The 17785-nt window shown below is 68.6% G+C and carries 14 protein-coding genes; 13 read left to right on the top strand and 1 reads right to left on the bottom strand.

Annotated elements, in window-relative coordinates; genetic code table 11:
* Positions 1 to 133: 133 nt before the first annotated feature.
* From AB5S17_RS06520 to AB5S17_RS06460, 13 genes are all read left to right on the top strand, one after another.
* The gene (locus AB5S17_RS06520) at positions 134 to 676 is read left to right on the top strand and encodes an MOSC domain-containing protein (RefSeq protein WP_369237365.1); all 543 of its coding nucleotides are present in this window, start codon (positions 134 to 136) and stop codon (positions 674 to 676) included.
* 131 nt (positions 677 to 807) lie between these two features.
* Positions 808 to 1065, top strand: a complete 258-nt coding sequence (locus AB5S17_RS06515) for a hypothetical protein (protein ID WP_369237363.1) — start codon at positions 808 to 810, stop codon at positions 1063 to 1065.
* 1 nt (position 1066) lies between these two features.
* The gene (gene pdxY / locus AB5S17_RS06510) at positions 1067 to 1957 is read left to right on the top strand and encodes a pyridoxal kinase PdxY (protein ID WP_369237361.1); all 891 of its coding nucleotides are present in this window, start codon (positions 1067 to 1069) and stop codon (positions 1955 to 1957) included.
* 172 nt (positions 1958 to 2129) lie between these two features.
* Complete coding sequence (locus tag AB5S17_RS06505; RefSeq protein WP_369237359.1) at positions 2130 to 3503, top strand: aspartate kinase; 1374 nt, start codon at positions 2130 to 2132, stop codon at positions 3501 to 3503.
* Between the two features lie 251 nt (positions 3504 to 3754).
* Complete coding sequence (gene ptsP / locus AB5S17_RS06500) at positions 3755 to 6016, top strand: phosphoenolpyruvate--protein phosphotransferase (protein WP_369237415.1); 2262 nt, start codon at positions 3755 to 3757, stop codon at positions 6014 to 6016.
* 102 nt (positions 6017 to 6118) lie between these two features.
* Complete coding sequence (gene prfA / locus AB5S17_RS06495) at positions 6119 to 7198, top strand: peptide chain release factor 1 (protein WP_369237357.1); 1080 nt, start codon at positions 6119 to 6121, stop codon at positions 7196 to 7198.
* A complete protein-coding gene (prmC, locus tag AB5S17_RS06490; protein WP_369237355.1) occupies positions 7191 to 8102 on the top strand; it encodes a peptide chain release factor N(5)-glutamine methyltransferase in 912 nt (303 codons plus the stop codon). Before prfA ends, prmC begins: the two co-directional genes overlap by 8 nt.
* Before the next feature lie 329 nt (positions 8103 to 8431).
* Positions 8432 to 9463: a DUF4167 domain-containing protein gene (locus AB5S17_RS06485; RefSeq protein WP_369237353.1), complete on the top strand. Its 1032-nt coding sequence runs from the start codon at positions 8432 to 8434 to the stop codon at positions 9461 to 9463.
* Positions 9464 to 9712: 249 nt separating this feature from the next.
* Positions 9713 to 10993 carry an alpha-hydroxy-acid oxidizing protein gene (locus tag AB5S17_RS06480; RefSeq protein WP_369237351.1) on the top strand — a complete coding sequence of 427 codons (1281 nt, stop codon included), beginning with the start codon at positions 9713 to 9715 and terminating at the stop codon, positions 10991 to 10993.
* An 11-nt stretch (positions 10994 to 11004) separates the two neighbouring features.
* Positions 11005 to 12252: a cytochrome P450 gene (locus AB5S17_RS06475; protein WP_369237349.1), complete on the top strand. Its 1248-nt coding sequence runs from the start codon at positions 11005 to 11007 to the stop codon at positions 12250 to 12252.
* Between the two features lie 214 nt (positions 12253 to 12466).
* Entirely contained in the window at positions 12467 to 15088 is a 2622-nt protein-coding gene (clpB, locus tag AB5S17_RS06470) for an ATP-dependent chaperone ClpB (protein ID WP_369237347.1), read from the top strand.
* A gap of 272 nt (positions 15089 to 15360) precedes the next feature.
* Entirely contained in the window at positions 15361 to 15774 is a 414-nt protein-coding gene (locus AB5S17_RS06465) for an SLATT domain-containing protein (protein ID WP_369237345.1), read from the top strand.
* A gap of 55 nt (positions 15775 to 15829) precedes the next feature.
* Positions 15830 to 16051, top strand: coding sequence for a hypothetical protein (locus AB5S17_RS06460; RefSeq protein ID WP_369237343.1), 222 nt, complete (start codon positions 15830 to 15832; stop codon positions 16049 to 16051).
* Positions 16052 to 16270: 219 nt separating this feature from the next.
* On the opposite strand, the gene AB5S17_RS06455 is transcribed toward AB5S17_RS06460, so the two are convergent.
* On the bottom strand, positions 16271 to 17701 hold the full coding sequence (locus AB5S17_RS06455; protein WP_369237341.1) for an MATE family efflux transporter: 1431 nt from the start codon (positions 17699 to 17701) through the stop codon (positions 16271 to 16273).
* Positions 17702 to 17785 lie beyond the last annotated feature (84 nt).

Here is a 17785-nt window from a genome sequence, read left to right as displayed (position 1 = left end):
TGCGCAACCTTCGTCGCCGCGTCACGCGGTCCTGCTGACTTCCTTGCCGATGTCTGTCCCATGGCTCGATCCTCCTTCCCAAAATTAGCATGGAAAGAAGCTTAAGAGGACATGCAGGCAAAGCGGGAATTCCATGACAGCACACGTCGTCGCCGTCTGCCGGGACGGGGAGCATCGGTTTTCCAAGGCCCCGACGCCTGAGATCACCCTCCTTGCGGGCCTCGGCGTCGCGGGCGACGCGCATTCGGGCGTCACCGTGCAGCACCGCTCGCGCGTCGCCGTCGATCCGACCCGGCCGAACCTGCGCCAGGTGCACCTGATCCACGCCGAACTGTTCGAGGAACTGGCCGGCCAGGGCTTCCCTGTCGGTCCGGGCGACCTCGGCGAGAATGTCGCGACCCGCGGCGTATCGCTGCTCGACCTGCCGCGTCGAGCGCTGCTGCGGCTCGGGGCCGACGCCGTGCTGGAGGTCACCGGCCTGCGCAATCCCTGCCGCCAGATCGACGCCTTCCGGCCGGGTCTCCTGAAGGCGGTGCTGGGCAAGGGGCCGGGCGGTGAACTGATCCGCAAGGCCGGCATCATGACTGTGGTGCGCGTCGGCGGCGTCGTGCGACCGGGCGACACGATCCGCGTGGACCTGCCCCAGGGTCCGCACCGGCCGCTGGAGCGCGTCTGAGCCGGCTGCTCCGAGTGGCGCATCGCCAGCCCCTTGCATCCGCAGGATGACGGCCACCTGCCGAGCGTGACCGTCGCCCCGCGCCGCTCCCCTGTTGCCCTCCGCCGCCATTTCGGCGAGAGGTGGTGGCCATGGACCATCAGCCGCCCGAAGACGAACGCCAGCGCGAGGCGCGCGCCATCCTGGAGCGGGTGCGGCACGAGACCGACCCGCAGATCGGCGCGCATGCGGCCGCGATGTTCCTCCGGACACGGGAGCACTTCACGGCAGGCGACGCCGATCCGAACGACCGGATCGAGGTGATCGGCACGCGCATCGGCCGGCTCGCCGGCGTCGCCGGGCTCGTGGTCTTCCTGCTCCTTCTCGTGCGCCAGCTGGTGGCGGGCTGACATGGCCGGGGAGACGATGCCGGGGCGGGACCGGCTCGCCGTGATCTCGATCTCCAGCCATGTCGCGCGCGGCAGCGTCGGCAACCGCGCCGCCGCCTTCGCGCTGGAGACTTTGGGCTTTCCCGTCTGGTCGGTGCCGACGGTGACGCTGCCCTTCCACCCCGGCCACGGAAAGGGCACCCGCATCGTGCCGCCGGCGGAAGCGTTTTCCGCGCTCGTCGAGGATCTCGCCCGCTCGCCCTGGCTCGGCGAGGTCGGGGCGGTGCTCACCGGCTATTTCGGCGCGGCGGACCAGATCGCCCCGACGCTCCGGCTGATCGAGGCGGTGAAACGGGCGAACCCGCAGGCGATCGTCCTCTGCGATCCCGCGACGGCCGATGCCGGCCGGCTCTACCAGCCGAAGGAGACGCTGGAGGCGATCCGCGACCATCTCTTGCCGGTGGCTGACATCATGACGCCGAACCGATCCGAGCTGGAGTTCCTCTGCGGCCTGGACCTCGCCGACAACCGCGACCTTGCGGAAGCCGCGAGCGCGCTGGGGCCGCGCACCGTCGTCGTCACCTCCGCCTTCGGCATGCTGCGCGGCGGCACCGGCAATCTCCTGGTGCGCGACTTCGAGACGATCCTCGCCGAGCACCGGCTGATCGACAACGCGCCGAAGGGCGTCGGCGACCTCACCTCCGCGGTCTTCCTCGCCCGCATCCTGTCCGGCGCCTCGCCGGAAAAGGCGCTGCAGACGACGACGGCGTCGGTCTTCGAACTGGTCGCCCGCACGACCAAGCGCGGTGCCGACGAGCTGACGCTGGAGACCGACGCCGAGAGCCTGAGGCATCCGATGGCGATGGTGCAGATGCGGCGTCTGGCGCATGCCGGCGGCAACCGCCGGGCCTGAGCCGGCCGGGCGCCGGCCTCGCGCCGCGGCCAACACCGCGCGTAGGGAATTGCGATCCCCCGCCGCATCGGCTAGGGAACGCCCGCCCGCCGGGACGCATCCGGCGCCGCGACATCGCTCGTTCATGTAAAAGCGCCGGCTCTTTCCCGGCTTCAGACGCCGAACCGTTCCCATGGCCCGTCTCGTCCTGAAATTCGGCGGAACCTCCGTCGCCGACATCGACCGCATCCGCAACGTGGCGCGGCATGTCAAACGCGAGGTCGACGCCGGCCATCACTGCGCGGTCGTCGTCTCGGCCATGTCCGGCAAGACCAACGAGCTGGTCGGCTGGTGCCGGCAGGCGGCCCCGATGCACGACGCGCGCGAATACGACGCGGTGGTGGCGTCGGGCGAGCAGGTGACCGCCGGGCTCCTGGCGATCACGCTGCAGGAGATGGGCGTCAACGCCCGGTCCTGGCAGGGCTGGCAGATCCCGATCCGCACCGACGGCGCGCACGGCGCGGCCCGCATCCAGGAGATCGACGCCTCCGAGATCGCGCGGCGCTTCGACGAGGACCAGGTCGCGGTGATTGCCGGCTTCCAGGGACTTGCACCGGACAACCGCATCGNCGCGCACGGCGCGGCCCGCATCCAGGAGATCGACGCCTCCGAGATCGCGCGGCGCTTCGACGAGGACCAGGTCGCGGTGATTGCCGGCTTCCAGGGACTTGCACCGGACAACCGCATCGCGACGCTCGGGCGCGGCGGCTCCGACACCTCGGCCGTCGCGATCGCCGCGGCGATCGGGGCCGATCGCTGCGACATCTATACCGACGTCGACGGCGTCTACACGACCGATCCGCGCATCGAGCCGAAGGCCCGCCGCATGAGCCGGATCTCCTTCGAGGAGATGCTGGAAATGGCCTCGCTCGGCGCCAAGGTCCTGCAGGTGCGCTCGGTCGAGCTCGCCATGGTTCACAAGGTGCGCACCTTCGTGCGCTCCTCCTTCGAGGACCCGGACGCCCCCGGCATGGGCGACTTCGACAACCCTCCGGGGACCCTCATTTGCGACGAGGATGACATCGTGGAACAGCAGGTCGTCACAGGCATCGCCTACGCCAGGGACGAGGCGCAGATCTCGCTGCGGCGGGTGGAGGACCGTCCGGGCGTCGCCGCGGCGATCTTCGGGCCGCTCGCCGACGCCGGCGTCAACGTCGACATGATCGTCCAGAACATCTCCGAATCCGGCGCCTCGACCGACATGACCTTCACCGTGCCGGCCGGCGACCTTGCGAAGGCGACGACGCTTCTGGAGAAGGCCAAGGGCGAGATGCGCTACGACGCCATGCAGAGCGAGACGGGCCTCACCAAGGTCTCGGTGATCGGCGTCGGCATGCGCAGCCACACCGGTGTCGCGGCGACGGCCTTCAAGGCGCTGGCGGCGCGCGGCATCAACATCCGCGCCATCACCACCTCGGAGATCAAGATCTCCATCCTGATCGACGGCGACTATACCGAGCTTGCGGTGCGCGCGCTCCATTCCGTCTACGGGCTCGACAAGGCGTAGGCTTCCGGGGCCGGCCGAGACCTCCCCCGGTGGGCAGGATCGCGGGCCTGCGCTCGCCCGATCTGCGGACTTGAAGCCGTGGGTTGCGGCCGCTATCAGGCGGGGGCGGTCGCTCCGCGGCCCGTCTCATTCTTGCTGCGCTTCGCCCGGTTGGGAGAGTCGTGAAATTGTGATCTGATGCAGAGCGGGCGATTCGCCCGGCGGCCGGGCAGGCTGACGGGGCAGATCGCCGGAAACGGACGACCGCGTTGATCAGAAACGACATGTCAGGTCCGCGCGTTCTCATGCGCCGCATCCGGGAGCTCATGGCCGAGCGCCTCGAGCCGCAGTCGCGACTCGATCAGATCGTCAGGCTGATCGCCGAGACAATGGTGGCGGAGGTTTGCTCGCTCTACGTCCTGCGGGCCGACGCCGTCCTCGAACTCTACGCCACCGAAGGCCTGAACCCCGGCTCGGTCCACCTCGCCCAGCTGAAGCTCGGCGAGGGCCTCGTCGGCACCATCGCCGCGACGGCGCGGCCGCTGAACCTCTCCGACGCGCAGAAGCATCCGGCGTTCACCTACCTGCCGGAGACCGGCGAGGAGATCTACCACTCCTTCCTCGGCGTCCCGATCCTCAGAGCCGGGCGCACGCTCGGCGTCCTCGTCGTCCAGAACAAGTCGGCGAGGGTCTATCGCGACGAGGAGTCCGAGGCGCTGGAGACGGTGGCGATGGTCGTCGCCGAGATGATCGCCGCCGGCGGCCTCGAAGGGCTGACCCGGCCGGGCGTCGCCCTCGACCTGACGCGGCCGGTCACCTTCGAGGGCGTCGCCTTGTCCGAGGGGATCGGCATCGGCCGCGTGGTCCTGCACGAGCCGCGCGTCGTCGTCACCAACCTCTTCAACGAGAACATGGAGGCCGAGGTCGAGCGGCTCGGGGAGGCGCTCGGCTTCCTGCGCGTCTCGATCGAGGACATGCTGGCCCGCCGCGACGTCGCGGGCGAGGGCGAACACCGCCAGGTGCTGGAAGCCTACCGCATGTTCGCGCACGACCGGGGCTGGGTGCGCCGGCTGGAGGAGGCGGTGCGCAACGGCCTGACCGCCGAAGCCGCGGTCGAGAAGGTGCAGTCCGACATGCGCGCCCGCATGATGCACCTCACCGACCCCTATATCCGCGAGCGGCTGCACGATTTCGACGACCTCGCCAACAGGCTCCTGCGCCAGCTGATCGGACGCGCCGACGGCGACCTCGCCGAGGCCGACGACACGATCGTGGTCGCGCGCCAGATGGGCGCGGCCGAACTCCTCGACTATCGCCGCGGCCAGATCCGGGGCCTGGTGCTGGAAGAGGGCGCGCCGACCAGCCACGTCGTCATCGTCGCCCGCGCGCTCGGCATCCCGGTGGTCGGCCAGGCCAAGGGCGCGGTCTCCATGTCGGAGAACCGCGACGCGATCATCGTCGACGGCGAGGACGGCAGCGTCCATCTGCGCCCGCCGGGCGAGATCGAGGCGCTCTTCGCCGACAAGGTGCGCTTCCGGGCCGAGCGCCAGCAGCGCTATCGGTCGCTGCGCGACCAGCCGAGCCGGACCAAGGACGGCGTCGAGATCCAGCTCCAGATGAACGCCGGCCTGCTGGTCGATCTGCCGCAGCTGGAGGAGTCGGGGGCGGAAGGCATCGGCCTGTTCCGCACCGAGCTGCAGTTCATGGTGGCCTCGACCATGCCGCGCGCGAGCGACCAGGAGCGGCTCTACTCCGCGGTGCTCGACGCCGCCGGCGGCCGGCCCGTGACCTTCCGCACGCTCGATGTCGGCGGCGACAAGCTGCTGCCCTATCTCAACCAGTCGCCGGAGGACAATCCGGCGCTCGGCTATCGCGCTCTGCGGCTGGCGCTCGACCGCCCCGGGCTGATGCGCACGCAGCTGCGCGCGCTTCTGAAGGCCGCCGCCGGGCGGGAATTGCGCGTCATGTTCCCGATGGTGACCGACGTCTCCGAGGTGCGGCAGGGGCGCGAGCTGATCCAGCGCGAGCTGAAGCATCTGACGCGCTTCGGCTACGAGTTGCCGAAGGCGCTGAAGATCGGCGCGATGATCGAGGTGCCGGCGCTGCTCTTCCAGCTCGACGCGCTGATGGAATCCCTCGACTTCGTGTCGATTGGCTCCAACGACCTGTTCCAGTTCTTCACTGCGGTCGACCGCGGCAATACCCGCATGGCCGGCCGGTTCGACGATCTGTCCGCGCCGTTCTTCCGGGCGCTGCGCCTGGTGCTCGACGCCGGCCGCCGCCACTGCGTCCCGGTCACGCTGTGCGGCGAGATGGCCGGGCGGCCGCTGTCGGCGATGGCGCTGATCGGCCTCGGCTTCCGCTCCATCTCGATGGCGGCGCCGTCGGTCGGGCCGGTGAAGGCGATGATCGTGGCGCTCGACGCCTCGGAGCTGTCCGAGCTGATGGACGCCCATCTCTCCGAGACGCTGCCGGCGGTGACGCTCCGCCAGGCGCTGGTGGATTTCGCCAAGAGCCACGCGATACCATATTAGCGGCACATCGCCGGAGCCGCATGCGCGGCTCCGAGCCGACGGCGGTCCGGCACGCGCCGCGCCGGCGCTCCGATTCACACCGAGATTCCGATCAAGGACAGTATGGCGACACTGCCGACAGCCACGCTCAACGAAATCCTGTCGCGCTACGACAAGCTCGAAGCCGAGATGGCCTCGGGGCCGGAGCACGACGTCTATTCGCGCCTCGCCGCCGAATATGCCTCGCTGGAGGAGGTGGTGGCCGCGATCCGCGAGTTCCGCCGCACCGAAGCCGAGCTCGCCGACTCGCGCCAGCTCTTGAACGACCCCTCCGCCGACCGCGAGATGCGCGAACTTGCCGAGGCCGAGATCGATGATCTGAAGGAGCGGCTGGAGGACCTGACCGGCCGCATCCGCATCCTGCTCCTGCCGAAGGATGCGGCGGACGAGAAGGGCGCCATCCTGGAGATCCGCGCCGGCACCGGCGGCTCCGAGGCCGGGCTCTTCGCCGGCGATCTCTTCCGCATGTATCAGCGCTTTGCCGAACTCAACGGCTGGAAGGTCGAGATCCTGTCCGCCAGCGAGGGGGAGGTCGGCGGCTACAAGGAGGTCATCGCCTCGATCCGCGGCGCCGGCGTCTTCTCCAAGCTGAAGTTCGAATCCGGCGTCCACCGCGTGCAGCGTGTGCCGGAGACCGAATCCGGCGGGCGCATCCACACCTCGGCGGCGACCGTCGCGGTGCTGCCCGAGGCCGAAGAGGTGGACATCGACGTGCGCCCCGAGGACATCCGCATCGACACGATGCGCTCGTCCGGCGCCGGCGGCCAGCACGTCAACACCACCGACTCTGCCGTGCGCATCACGCATCTTCCGACGGGAATCGTCGTGACGTCCTCGGAGAAGTCGCAGCATCAGAACCGCGCCCGCGCGATGCAGGTTCTCAAGGCCCGGCTCTACGACCTCGAACGCCAGCGGGCCGACGACGAGCGCTCGGCGGCGCGCAAGAGCCAGGTCGGCTCCGGCGACCGCTCGGAGCGCATCCGCACCTACAACTTTCCGCAGGGTCGGGTAACGGACCACCGCATCAACCTCACCCTCTACAAGCTCGACCGCGTGATCGAGGGCGAGATGGACGAACTCGTCGACGCGCTGATTTCCGACCATCAGGCGCATCAGCTGGCCGCGGTGGGCGTCGATGGCTGAGACGGACGGCGCGGGCGGGAAGCCGCTGGCGGACGTCCTGCGCGCCGCCGCCACCCGCCTTCGCGCCGCCGGCACCGGAACGCCCGAGCTGGATGCGCGGCTGCTTCTCGCCGAGTCGGCCGGGCTGGAGCCGGGCACCGTCCACGCCGCCTCGTCGCGGCGCGTTCCGCCGGAAGCGCAAGTCAGGCTGGCGGCGTTCCTCGAGCGCCGCCTCGCCGGCGAGCCGGTGCACCGGATCATCGGCCGGCGGGCATTCTACGAGCACGAGTTCTTCCTGTCGCCGCAGACGCTGGAACCGCGTCCCGACACCGAGACGCTGGTCGAGGCGGCGCGCGCCTTCCTCGATGCGCGGGCGCGGCAGGGCGGAACCTGCCGCTTCGCCGACCTCGGCACCGGCACCGGGGCGATCGCGGTGTCGCTGCTGGCGCTGTTCCCGTCCTCGCTGTGCCTTGCCGTCGACGTCGCGGCCGGAGCCCTGACGACGGCGATGCGCAATGCCGCGGTCGCCGGCGTCGCCGACCGGATGCTGGCTGTCCGGGGGGATTTCCTCGCGGCGGTCGGCGGCCCCCTTGATCTTATCGTCTCCAACCCCCCATATATCCCCAGCGAAGAGATTCGCTCGCTCGCCCGGGAGGTGCGCGAGCATGATCCGGTTCTCGCACTCGACGGGGGCGTCGACGGCCTTTCGGCTTATCGCACGATTGCAGCATCTGCGCGGGACGCACTCGCGCATGACGGGCAGGTCATGGTCGAGATCGGCGCGGGGCAGGCGGACGACGTGGCGGCCGTGTTTTCGGGTGGCGGCATGAGGCTTGCCGCGACGCATCGCGACCTGTCCGGAATCATCCGGGTGCTCGCCTTCGCCGCAACCCGGCGGCGCGAAAACCCCGATTCGGCGCAATAGCGTCACACAACCGTTCGAAATGACGACTATTCGGAGAAAGTGCTTGTGACAGCAGGGTTTCCCCACTAGGGTCGCATCCAAGCGGAACAATCGAGGGGGACATCCCGGACGGCGCGGCCGAGGGATGCTCGAGATGGCTGAAAGGCCGTCCGTCGGGCCTGCGGGTCTCATCGCCAGGCGATATCGACTTTAACATCTTGATCAGCGGTTCTGCGATGCCGGAGCCGCCTTCTGGGACGCTGTATGCGTCTATGGCTAAGGCCAGACCGGCGCTGCCGGCGCATCCAAAGAACAGGAAGAGCATGAGGCCAGGACAGCAGAAGAACCGTATGCGGGGTCGCGGACGCAAGGGCCCGAACCCGCTGTCGCGGAATTACGAGTCGAACGGTCCGGACGTGAAGATCCGCGGCTCTGCGCAGCATGTGGCGGAGAAGTACGCCCAGCTGGCGCGCGATGCGTCCGCCTCGGGCGACCGGGTGATGGCCGAGAACTATCTCCAGCACGCCGAGCACTACAACCGCATCATCGCCGCGGCGCAGGCGCAGTTTCAGCCGCGCGACGACCAGAATGCGCGCGACAACGACGCCGACGACGAGGACGAGGACGGCCTGGAGACGTCGGGCTACCGCGGCGACTATCAGGACCGTGGGCAGGATCGCGGCCAGGACCGGAACCAGGATCGCAACGAGCGTCGCCAGCAGGGCGGCTATCGGGACAACAACCGCGACGGCGGCTATCGCAACGGCGGCGGCCAGAACGGCGAGCGCCAGCAGGCCGGCAATGGCGGCCGCGACTTCAACGGGCAGCGGGACGGCAATGGTGGCGGCCGCGACCAGAACCGCGATCGCAATCGCGATCGCCGCGAGCGCTTCCAGCCGAACGGCATGGGACCCCAGCCGGTGATCGACCAGGATCGCCCGGCCGGCGGCGTGGAGATGGCGTCCGGCGGAGACCAGCCGCGCCAGAACAGTGGCGACCATCGTCCGCGGCGCGAGACGCAGCCCGCGGAAGGCGCGCAGGGCGAGACCGTCGAGGCAGCTATCGCCGGGTCGGCCGGCGGCGAGGCGGAGAGCGATCGGCCGAAGCGCCGGGGTCGTCCGCGCCGGGAGCGCGGTGTCGAAGGCGCGGCGGAAACTGCAGCGCCTGGCGGGGCGAGTGCCGAGCCGGCGTCCGAGAGCGGCGAGACCGCCAAGCCGGCGCGCCGTCGCAGCGCCAAGCCGGAGGACGCCGAGGCCGGTGCGGCGCCGAAGCCGCGCGGCCGGCCGCGCAAGAAGAAGTCCGAGGACGGCGGCGACGGCGAGGGCGCCAAGGACGGCGAGGGCAACGAGCTCCCGGCGTTCTTGATGGCCTCCAACGGCTGAGCCGTCGGTCTCAACCGATCGAAATCTGGAAAGGGCGTCGCGTCACTCGCGGCGCCCTTTTCGTTCAGAGTAGCCCCGATACCCGCGACCGGCACCGCGTCGGTGCGGAAAGCGCCCTGAGGCGCGTTCAGCCGCTCGCGCGCCGCCTCCTTTAGGTGTCTCTCCACTCGATCTGCATCGGCAGGGAACGGACCCGCCGATTCGCTCATAATGCTCCAGCAGCCCGGAGGATTTGGAGCGCGATCCCCCATGCCGTCCCTCGGCCGTCATCGCCAGACGAAGATCTATGCCGACGGCCTGCTGGGCCGGCGGCCCGCCGTGCCGACGGCGCCGGCGGCGCTGGAAGCGGCGGCGAAGAAGAAGCTCGACGCCAGTTCCGCCGCCTATTTCCTCGGCGGTGCCGGCGCCGAACGGACCATGGCGGAGAACCGCGCCGCCTTCGACCGCTACCCGATCGTCCAGCGCATGCTGCGCAACGTCTCGAGCCGGGATCTTTCCATCGAGCTGTTCGGCCGGACGCTGCCGCTCCCCTTCCTGCTCGGCCCGATCGGCGTCCTGGAGATGGCGCATCGCGAGGCCGATCTCGCCGCGGCCCGCGCGGCGTCGGCTGCCGGCATCGGCTTCGTCACCTCCAACCAGGCCTCCTATCCGATGGAAGCGGTGGCCGACGCGGTCGGCTCCGGTCCTCGCTGGTTCCAGCTCTACTGGTCCGCCCGCGACGAACTGGTCGAGAGCTTCCTCGATCGTGCGGAGCGCTACGGCTACGAAGCGATCGTCGTGACGCTGGACACCACCGAACTCGGCTGGCGCTGCCGCGACCTCGACCTCGGCTATCTGCCGTTCCTGCGCGGGCGCGGCATCGCCAACTATCTGTCCGACCCGGTGTTCCAGCGCCTGTCGGTGGCCGACGAGGAGATCGGCCCGCTGCCCCGCCCGCGGCTCGGCGCCGTGGCCTCGCTCGCGGAGTTCCTGGGCTCGCAGCGCAAATGGAGCAGAGCCGCGGCGCCGATGGGGCCGAAGAAATTGGCCGACAGCATCCGCCGCTTCCTGGCGATCTATTCGCGCACCGACCTTTCCTGGGACAAGCTGGCGGCGCTGCGCGAGAAGACGCGGCTGCCGATCGTCCTGAAAGGCATCCTCCATCCGGACGACGCCCGCCGGGCGCTCGACTGCGGCGTGGACGGCCTCGTCGTCTCCAACCATGGCGGCCGCCAGGTCGACGGCGCCGCCGCCGCGCTCGACCAGCTGCCGCTCGTTGCCGACGCGGTCGAAAGCCGCGTGCCGGTGCTCTTCGACAGCGGCATCCGGACCGGCGCCGACATCGTCAAGGCGCTCGGCCTCGGCGCGACCGCCGTCCTGATCGGCCGGCCCTACATCTGCGGCCTGGCGCTTGCCGGAGAGGCGGGCGTGAGGGCGGTCATCGACAATCTCGCCGCCGACCTCGACCTGACGCTCGGCCTGTCCGGCCGGCGCTCGGTCGGCGAACTCGACCGGTCGATCTTCGCCGGTTCCCCGTCCAAAGCCGCCTGAAGGAGGCACCCATGGCAGACATTCCCAGCGTTCACGCCCTCGACAGCTCGCTCGCCTTCAAGAGCGAGGGATACGCCTTCATCTCCAACCGCTGCCGCGAGCTGGACACCGACATCTTCTCGGCCCGGCTCCTCGGCGAGACGTTCTACTGCCTGCGCGGCGCCGAGGCGGCGCGGATGTTCTACGAGCCGGAGCGCATGACCCGCAACGGCGCGCTGCCGAGCTTCGTGCTCCACCTCCTGCAGGACGAGGGCAGCGTCGCGACGCTGGACGCGGCGGCCCACAGCCACCGCAAGGAGATGTTCATGGCGATGATGGTGCCGGAGCGCCTCGCCGACATCGCCAGGCTTTCCGCCGAGGAACTGACGACGCATCTCACCGCGCTCCGGGGGCGCGGCGCGGTCAAGGCGCACGATGCGTTTCGCACCGCGATTGGCCGGGCGGTCTGCCGCTGGGCCGGGGTCGAACTCGATGACGACGAGCTTGCCGGGCTCATCGACGAACTCGGCGCGATGATCGACAATGCCGGCTCCGTCGGTCCGTCCAACTGGGTCGCCCGCACCCGCCGGCACCACTCCGAGGCGCTGATGCGCCGCGTGATAGAGGAAGTACGGGCGGGCTTCCGCGCGCCGCCGGAAGGCTCGGCCGCCGACATCATCGCCCGGCACCGGGATCTGAACGGCAATCCGCTGGACCTCGACGTCGCGGCGGTGGAAATGCTGAACATCCTGCGCCCGACCGTCGCCGTCGCCCGCTTCATGACCTTCGCCATGCTGGCGCTGCACGACCATCCGGAGATGCGGGAGAGGCTGGAACGGGACGACGCCTTCCTCGAGGCCTTCGCGCAGGAGGTGCGGCGGACGGCGCCCTTCTTCCCGGTCGTTGCCGGCATCGCGCGGCGGCGCTTCTCCTGGCGCGTCCACGACTTCGAGGAGGGCGACCGCTTCATGCTCGATCTCTATGGCACCTGCCACGAGGAGCGGCACTGGACGGACGCCGACGTCTTCCGCCCGGAGCGCTTCCTCGACTGGCCGGGCGACGCCTACACGATGATCCCGCAGGGCGGCGGCGAGCATGTCGTCAACCACCGCTGCGCCGGCGAATGGCTGACGATCGACGTCATGAAGGCGATGCTCGGCGTCATGGTCCGCAAGGTCGACTATGACGTGCCGGCGCAGGACCTCTCGGTCGATCTCTCGCAGCTTCCGGCCTTGCCGGCGAGCGGCTTTCTGATCGAGATCAAGGCGGTGCGCGCTTAGCCGTGCGAGGCGGAAGGGTCCCTTTCCGCCGCCTATGCCGGGGCCTCGCGTTGAGCGTAACATTTTTGCAACGTCTGGCGCGTGCCCCTCTTTATCGGGATCATCCGCCCACCCATATCCACCGCGGGCGGTCCGCCGAATGCGGGGGCCGGACTCCAGGGACGAGCGCAGCGTGCCGCGAAGGCGGGCGATGCGACGAAAGGAGAGACGATCCATGAATCTCGAGAAATATACCGAGCGCGCGCGCGGCTTCGTGCAGTCGGCGCAGACGCTGGCGGCCTCCAGCGACCACCAGCAGTTCGCGCCGGAGCATATCCTGAAGGTCCTCGTCGACGACGAGGAGGGCCTCGCGGCCGGCCTGATCGAGAAGGCGGGCGGCCGCGCGAACGAGGTGCGCCTCGCCGTCGAGGCTGCGCTGAAGGCGATGCCGAAGGTGTCGGGCGGCTCCGGCCAGATGTATCTGGCGCAGCCGCTGGCGAAGGTCTTCGCGACCGCCGAGGAGATCGCCAAGAAGGCCGGCGACAGCTATGTCACGGTCGAACGGCTGCTGCTCGCGCTCGCGATCGAGAAGAGCGCCAGGACGGCCGACATCCTGAAGCAGGCCGGCGTCACGCCGAACGGCCTCAACGAGGCGATCAACGAGCTGCGCAAGGGCCGCACCGCCGACACCGCCTCGGCCGAGAGCGGCTACGACGCCTTGAAGAAATACGCCCGGGACCTGACCGCGGCGGCGCGCGAGGGCAAGCTCGACCCGGTGATCGGCCGCGACGACGAGATCCGCCGCACCATCCAGGTCCTGTCGCGGCGCACCAAGAACAATCCGGTGCTGATCGGCGAGCCGGGCGTCGGCAAGACCGCGATCGCGGAAGGCCTGTCGCTGCGGATCGTCAACGGCGACGTGCCGGAATCCCTACGCGACAAGCAGCTGATGGCGCTGGACATGGGCTCGCTGATCGCCGGCGCGAAATATCGCGGCGAGTTTGAGGAGCGGCTGAAGGCGGTGCTGTCGGAAGTGACGGCCGCTGCGGGCAACATCATTCTGTTCATCGACGAGATGCACACCCTCGTCGGCGCCGGCAAGGCGGACGGGGCGATGGACGCCTCCAACCTCCTGAAGCCTGCGCTGGCGCGCGGCGAACTGCACTGCGTCGGCGCGACGACGCTCGACGAGTACCGCAAGCATGTCGAGAAGGACGCCGCGCTCGCCCGGCGTTTCCAGCCGGTCTTCGTCTCCGAGCCGACGGTGGAGGACACGATCTCCATCCTGCGCGGCCTGAAGGAGAAGTACGAGCAGCACCACCAGGTGCGGATCTCGGACTCCGCCCTCGTCGCCGCGGCGCAGCTGTCGAACCGCTACATCACCGACCGCTTCCTCCCGGACAAGGCGATCGACCTCGTCGACGAGGGCGCCTCGCGCCTTCGCATGCAGGTCGATTCCAAGCCCGAGGCGCTCGACGAGATCGACCGGCGCATCATGCAGCTGAAGATCGAGCGCGAGGCCCTGAAGAAGGAGACCGACGACGCCTCGAAGGATCGTCTTGAGCGGCTGGAGGACGAACTCGTCAACCTCGAGGAGGAGTCCGACCGCATCACCCAGACCTGGCAGGCGGAGAAGTCGAAGCTCAACCAGGCGGCGGATCTGAAGCGCCAGCTGGACGAGGCGCGCAACGATCTCGCGATCGCGCAGCGTCGCGGCGAGTTCCAGCGCGCCGGCGAGCTCGCCTATGGCATCATCCCCAAGCTCGAGGCCGAGCTGAAGGAGGCCGAGGCGCGCGACGGCGAGAAGCCCGGCTCGATGGTCGAGGAGACGGTGACGGCGGACCATATCGCCCAGGTCGTCTCGCGCTGGACCGGCATTCCGGTCGACCGGATGCTGGAGGGCGAGCGCGACAAGCTCCTGCGCATGGAGGACGCGCTGGCCAGGCGCGTCGTCGGCCAGGGCGAGGCGGTGCAGGCGGTGTCGAAGGCGGTGCGGCGCGCCCGCGCCGGACTGCAGGACCCGAACCGGCCGATCGGCTCGTTCATGTTCCTCGGCCCGACCGGCGTCGGCAAGACCGAACTGACCAAGGCGCTCGCGAGCTTCCTCTTCGACGACGAGGCGGCGATGGTGCGGCTCGACATGTCGGAATACATGGAGAAGCACTCCGTCGCGCGGCTGATCGGCGCCCCTCCGGGCTATGTCGGCTACGAGGAGGGCGGGGCGCTGACCGAGGCGGTCCGGCGCCGGCCCTACCAGGTGATCCTGTTCGACGAGATCGAGAAGGCGCATCCCGACGTCTTCAACGTCCTCCTGCAGGTGCTCGACGACGGGCGGCTGACGGACGGGCAGGGGCGCACGGTCGACTTCCGCAACACGCTGATCATCATGACCTCGAACCTCGGGTCCGAGTTCCTGACGGCGCTGCGGGACGACGAGGACGCCGAAGTTGCGCGGTCCCAGGTGATGGACGTGGTGCGGGCCTCGTTCCGGCCGGAGTTCCTCAACCGCGTCGACGAGGTGATCCTGTTCCACCGGCTGCACCGGTCCGAGATGGGCGCGATCGTCGACATCCAGATGGAGCGGCTCGAAAAGCTGCTCGCCGATCGCAAGATCCATCTGGAGCTGGACGGCAGCGGCCGCGAATGGCTCGCCGAGAAGGGCTACGACCCCGCCTATGGCGCGCGGCCCCTGAAGCGCGTCATCCAGCGCGAGGTCCAGGATCCGCTCGCCGAGAAGATCCTGATGGGCGAGGTGAAGGACGAGTCGACGGTGAAGATCTCCGCCGGCGGCGACCGGCTGATCTTCTACGTCGTCGGCTCGAAGGCCAATGCGCAAGGCGACCGCGTCGCGGCGTAAGCGGCGGCGCATGACGGAATGAACAGACGGCGCGGCTCGGCAACGGGCCGCGCCATTTTGCATCTCACCAACAGGTTCAGCTCTTTCCGACTCACCATCCCTCTACGGCAGTTATCGGGATGCCGATTCTTGTGGGAGATACTGGCACCCGTCATCGGGCGCGAGAGTACGGATCGCTCTCAGCTAGCCGCAGTCGCTGCCTTAGCGAACACTGAATCTTATATCAAAACATAGTATCATGTAGATCCAAATAAGCGATTGGCGGACTGAATATGAGTGTGGTCGAGGAAGCGAATCAGACGGAAAATTCTTCTCAGATGGCTTTAAGAGACGCTCGCGAGCAGCTTTTGAAAGAGATGAAGCGTACGAAAGGTGCCCGCTTTAACGCATCGAAGCGACTGGAAGCGAGAGATCGAAGGCGGACTGCGACTACGGCTTACGCTTCGGCCGCGGTAATCGTGCTGACGCTTCTTCCGGTGTTTTTTCCTGTCCCGAGTCTGCTCGGAAGTGCGCTCAATCTAACGACAATTGCCTTTTCATTGATAATCCTCGCGTCTTCACTCCTGCAGTCATCCAGCGCCGATCCAGTGAAAGCCGATCAGTTCCAGCGATGTGCTCTTGAAATAAATTCGCTTCGTCGCGATCTACGGGTCAGTGGAGCCAATAAATACTGCTATTTTGCTTGATTAATCCACTCGCTTTGACGATATCCTTCGCCGCTATAACATCAATCACGATGAGGTGGATTACGAGAAATTCCGGCTTGAACATTCTGATGAGTTTCCGTCAGCGCCGGCCGAGGAAATCAAGTCGGCACGTCGGGATGTCAAAGCTCAAAAGGCAGCTTACGATTGGCTGGCTTCAGTGATCGGCGTGGTAACAGCCGGGCTTGCCGCTGCTGTTCTTGCCGCAACAACGTTAGAGCCGATTGTGGGGGTACTCCGGCGAATATTCGGCTCTTAAGGCGGATACAGCTTTGAAGTTCATCAGCCTCGGCAGCTTTACGCTGAGCATTTCGGCCAGACGGTCGAGGAGGTCGAACAAACGTCGACTGCGACAAACGTGTGACCACCGAGGAGGAACCGGAATTGGGCTGATCAACAAGATTCTGTCGGCGCGGAGACGTGGCGATGAGGCGAGGAGGAGTAGGTCAAGCGTCGCAGGCTGATGAGGTGAGCGCCCTCAATCGGCCCCCAGCAGCCCGTTCCGCTCCCGCCGCGCCACGCGCCAGTTCAGCATCACCGCCGCCGCGGCGAGACCCGAGGCGAGGCCCCACCAGATGCCGGGGCCGCCCAGGCCGGCGGGGAAGGCGAGGAGCCAGGCGACCGGCATGCCGACCCCCCAGTAGCTGACGAGGGCGATCAGCATCGGGATGCGCGTGTCCCTCATGCCGCGCAGGACGCCGGAGGCGACCGCCTGCAGCGCGTCGACGATCTGGAACATCGCCGCGACGAAGAGCAGCGGGATCGCCGTGTGGAGAACCTCGGCGGAGGCCGGATTGGCGTCGTCGAGGTAGAAGCCGATCAGCCGGTTCGGGAACAGGAAGAACAGCGTCGCCGCGAGGCAGGCGATGCCGGCGGCGAGGCAGACGGCGGTGGTACCGGCCCGGCCGAGCGAAATCCGGTCGCCCCGCCCGTGCGCGACGCCGACGCGTACCGTCGCGGCGCTGGCGATCCCGAGCGGGATCATGAAGGAGATCGAGCCGATCTGCAGCGCGATGCCGTGCGCGGCGAGCGGGATGGTGCCGAGCCAGCCCATCATGATCGAGGACGTCGCGAACAGGCCGACCTCGGCGATGATCGTCGCGCCGATCGGCCAGCCGAGCCGCAGCACCTCCGCGAAGGCCGGCCAGTCCGGCCGCCAGAAGCGGGCGTAGAGTTCGTAGCGCCGCAGCCCCGGCGAGAGCGCTGTGTAGCCGACGATCAGCGCCGCCATGAAGCTGTTGGTGCAAAGTGTCGCGACGGCCGAGCCGGTGATGCCGAGCGCCGGCGCGCCGAGATGGCCGAAGATGAACACCCAGTTCAGCGCAGCATTCGTCAGCGCCCCGACGATGATGATCGAAAGCATCAGATAGGCGCGGCCGACGACCGTCAGATAGGAGCGCAGGCCCATGACGAGCAGCGCCGGGAAGATCGACCACGCCCCGACCCGCATGTACTGCCCCGCCAGCGCGGCGGTCTCCGGCTTCTGGTCGAGCGCGACGAGGATGGTCTCGATATTCAGTAGCGGGATCAGGGCGAGCGCCCCGTAGAGCATCAGCACCCACAGGCTCATCCGCACCGAGCGGCGCACGCCCCGCGGATCGTTCCGGCCTTCGGCAGCGGCGGCGAGCGGCAGGCAGGCCTGGGCGAAGCCGGTCCCGAAGATGAAGAACAGGAAGAAGGCCTGCGTCGCCAGCACCGCGGCGGCCAGCGGCTCGGCGCCGAGCCAACCGACCATCACCGTGTCGGTGACGTTCATCGTCATCTGCGCCAGCTGGGCGCCGATCAGCGGCAAGGCGAGGATCACGGTCGCGCGCGCATGGCCGCCCCAGCCCTGGGCCGCCCGCACGGCCGCATCGGCCGGCGGCGTCGCATCGGCGGTCTCAGCCGCGATTCGTTTCCCCTGGAACATTCCCGCATCCTTTCGGCGCGGCTTTAGCGTTGCGAGACGCGAAACACCACACCGCGGCCGTCGCGAGGTGAAGGGACATCGGGC

Source organism: Jiella sp. M17.18 (assembly GCF_041027365.1).
Taxonomy (GTDB): domain Bacteria; phylum Pseudomonadota; class Alphaproteobacteria; order Rhizobiales; family Rhizobiaceae; genus VKMB-3413.
This window is presented reverse-complemented; position numbering and strand designations above follow the sequence as displayed.

Coding starts and splice junctions, on each gene's coding strand:
- AB5S17_RS06515 (WP_369237363.1), top strand. CDS start 808: ATGGACCATCAGCCGCCCGAAGACGAACGCCAGCGCGAGGCGCGCGCC.
- pdxY (WP_369237361.1), top strand. CDS start 1,067: ATGGCCGGGGAGACGATGCCGGGGCGGGACCGGCTCGCCGTGATCTCG.
- AB5S17_RS06520 (WP_369237365.1), top strand. CDS start 134: ATGACAGCACACGTCGTCGCCGTCTGCCGGGACGGGGAGCATCGGTTT.
- AB5S17_RS06475 (WP_369237349.1), top strand. CDS start 11,005: ATGGCAGACATTCCCAGCGTTCACGCCCTCGACAGCTCGCTCGCCTTC.
- prmC (WP_369237355.1), top strand. CDS start 7,191: ATGGCTGAGACGGACGGCGCGGGCGGGAAGCCGCTGGCGGACGTCCTG.
- AB5S17_RS06480 (WP_369237351.1), top strand. CDS start 9,713: ATGCCGTCCCTCGGCCGTCATCGCCAGACGAAGATCTATGCCGACGGC.
- clpB (WP_369237347.1), top strand. CDS start 12,467: ATGAATCTCGAGAAATATACCGAGCGCGCGCGCGGCTTCGTGCAGTCG.
- AB5S17_RS06455 (WP_369237341.1), bottom strand. CDS start 17,701: ATGTTCCAGGGGAAACGAATCGCGGCTGAGACCGCCGATGCGACGCCG.
- prfA (WP_369237357.1), top strand. CDS start 6,119: ATGGCGACACTGCCGACAGCCACGCTCAACGAAATCCTGTCGCGCTAC.
- AB5S17_RS06485 (WP_369237353.1), top strand. CDS start 8,432: ATGCGGGGTCGCGGACGCAAGGGCCCGAACCCGCTGTCGCGGAATTAC.
- AB5S17_RS06465 (WP_369237345.1), top strand. CDS start 15,361: ATGAGTGTGGTCGAGGAAGCGAATCAGACGGAAAATTCTTCTCAGATG.